The sequence below is a fragment of the Mycobacterium interjectum genome (genome assembly GCF_900078675.2).
GTDB lineage: Bacteria > Actinomycetota > Actinomycetes > Mycobacteriales > Mycobacteriaceae > Mycobacterium > Mycobacterium interjectum.
This window is the reverse complement of record NZ_LT546241.1, coordinates 1,060-3,260: the sequence shown is the minus strand read 5'-3', so window position 1 is coordinate 3,260 and position 2,201 is coordinate 1,060. Positions and strand designations below refer to the sequence as shown.

General features: G+C 69.6%; 3 protein-coding genes. All 3 read right to left on the bottom strand.

The genetic code is table 11. The features are described 5' to 3' along the window. A partial coding sequence (locus BN4348_RS58980) for a DUF58 domain-containing protein (RefSeq protein WP_066917769.1) occupies positions 1-833 on the bottom strand: 833 nt, incomplete at its 3' end. Positions 834-840: 7 nt separating this feature from the next. Continuing rightward, positions 841-1,818, bottom strand: a complete 978-nt coding sequence (locus BN4348_RS58975) for an AAA family ATPase (RefSeq protein WP_066908684.1) — start codon at positions 1,816-1,818, stop codon at positions 841-843. After that, positions 1,815-2,201, bottom strand: a 387-nt coding sequence (locus BN4348_RS58970) for a hypothetical protein (RefSeq protein ID WP_066917768.1), incomplete at its 5' end; no start/stop codon positions are given. The genes BN4348_RS58975 and BN4348_RS58970, both read right to left, overlap by 4 nt.

Below are 2,201 nucleotides of genomic sequence, written 5' to 3'. Positions count from 1 at the left end.
ACGATGCCGGCACGGTCACCGTGCCGCAACGCGGTCTGGACCACCTGCGCCGCGCCGCGCACGACTCGTTCGGTGGCCTCGGTCGCCGGACCCGCCGGCTGCCGATACGTGTCGATCAGCACCACCACGTCGGCGGCGCGGTCGGTCAAGCGCTGCGTCACGTGCAACTGGCGGCGGCGCGCGCTCACCGGCCAGTTCACCGCCCGAAGCTGGTCGCCGGGCACGTAGGGGCGAATGTCCGCGTACTCGACGCCCGGCCCGATGTGCCGGGTGAGGTGGGCGCCCAGGCGATCGAGCAACTCCGTCTGCGGGATCGGCGTCGACTGCGGCGGCGTCAGCGGGAACACGAGGACGTCGGCGGCGTCGACGGTGGCGGTCCCCAGCAGCAGCCCGCCGCGCGCGACCACCTCGATGCGGGCCCGCACCGGATAGCGGCCCCAGCGTTGTGCGGTTGCCGCAACCGTTTTCGCATGGCGGGCATCCGGCTCGAGCGCCTCGAGTTCCATGCCCGCGACCGGCGACATGGTGAGTTCAACCGCAGCTTCCCCGCAAGCCCCGCGTGCCCCGCTCTCCTGGGTCACCCAGACTTTGAGCCGCGCTCGGTCGTTTTCGAAGCATCGCTGCGAATCGGGTTCCCCGTGCACCCGGATCTTCGGCGCCGGGCGTTGCCAGCTGATCGAACACAGCACGCCGAGCAGCGGAGCCGCGAAGGCGATCAGCTGCCACCGGGCCCCTATCACGGCGGCGGCCAGCGCGACCCCGGCGCACGTCGCGATCGCACGGGCCAATGGCGATGCGCGCCACGCGAACTCGACTTCGCGGCTTCGGATCACGCCGGCCTCACCCGGTCCCCCCGTGCCCCCCGCCGGTTCGGGGCACCGGCAAGCGCCGCAGCAGTTCCCCGACGACGTCGGCGCCCTGGATCTTGCGCACCCACATCTCCGGGCGCAAGGTGATCCGGTGCGCCACGGCCGCGACGGCGAGCTCCTTGACGTCCTCGGGGATCACGTAGTCGCGACCGAGCAACAGCGCGCGGGCGCGCGCGAGTTGGACGAGGTCGAGTTCCGCACGGGGGCTGGCACCCACCGCGACCTGTGGGTGGTGCCGGGTCGCGGTGGCCAGCGACACCACATAGTGCAGGACGTCCTCGTGCACGGTCACCTGCTCGACCGACTCCCGCATCGCCAGCAGGTCGTTGGCGTCCACCACCTGACTGACGATGGGCTCGGCCGAACCCCGTTCGAGGCGGCGGCGCAGCATCGAGGTCTCGTCGCGCTCGGAGAGGTATCGAAGTTCCAAGCGGATGGCAAACCGGTCCAGCTGAGCCTCGGGTAACGGATACGTGCCCTCGTACTCGATCGGGTTGTCGGTCGCCAAGACGATGAACGGCGTTGGCAGCTTGTGGGTTTCGCCGTCGATGCTCACCTGGCCTTCGGCCATCGCCTCCAGCAGCGCCGCCTGCGTCTTCGGCGGCGTGCGGTTGATCTCGTCGGCGAGCAACAGGTTGGTGAAGATGGGTCCGGCCCGGAAGGCGAAACGACCCGACTGCATGTCGTAAATCGTCGAGCCGAGCAGGTCAGCGGGCAGCAGGTCCGGCGTGAACTGCACCCAGGTGAATCGCAGCCCCAGCGCGGCCGCGAAGGATCTGGCGATCAGCGTCTTACCGAGGCCGGGCAGGTCTTCGATGAGCACGTGGCCGCGCGCGAGGACGGCGATCAGGATCAGCGTCAGCGCCGAGCGCTTCCCCACCACCACGCGTTCGATTTCGTCGAGCACCGCCTCGCACTGTGCGGTGGTGGTCGCGGCCGGCAGTGTCATATTTGCTCCAACTTTCGCAGAATCTCTTCCAGCGCCGCGCGGCCCGGGCCGGGGTGGTGGTCACCGGTGCGCGTGACGTTGTTGGGATTGACCCATTCCCACAGTTCGGCGCCGAACAGCATCCGGCCGGTCGCGTGATATGCCATGGGGTCCTTGGATTGCTTTTGGCCGGTTGTCATTTCGTACCGCCGCGCCAGCATGGGACGCAGGTGGCGGTCCCAGTCGGCACGGGTGGAGTCCGACCAGCGGATCGTCGTCTCGGTGGTGGCCAGCCAGCGACGCAACGAGTCCCCGAGGTCGTCGTAGCCCGGCTCGGCGACCGGTTCGTTGCCGCGCCCCAGGTAGCGGCGGACGTTGAGCAGCACCAGGGCCAGGGCAATGCC

What these genes read in the sequence shown, in the direction of transcription:
- BN4348_RS58975 (WP_066908684.1), bottom strand. Translation starts at nt 1,818, where the DNA reads ATGACACTGCCGGCCGCGACCACCACCGCACAGTGCGAGGCGGTGCTC.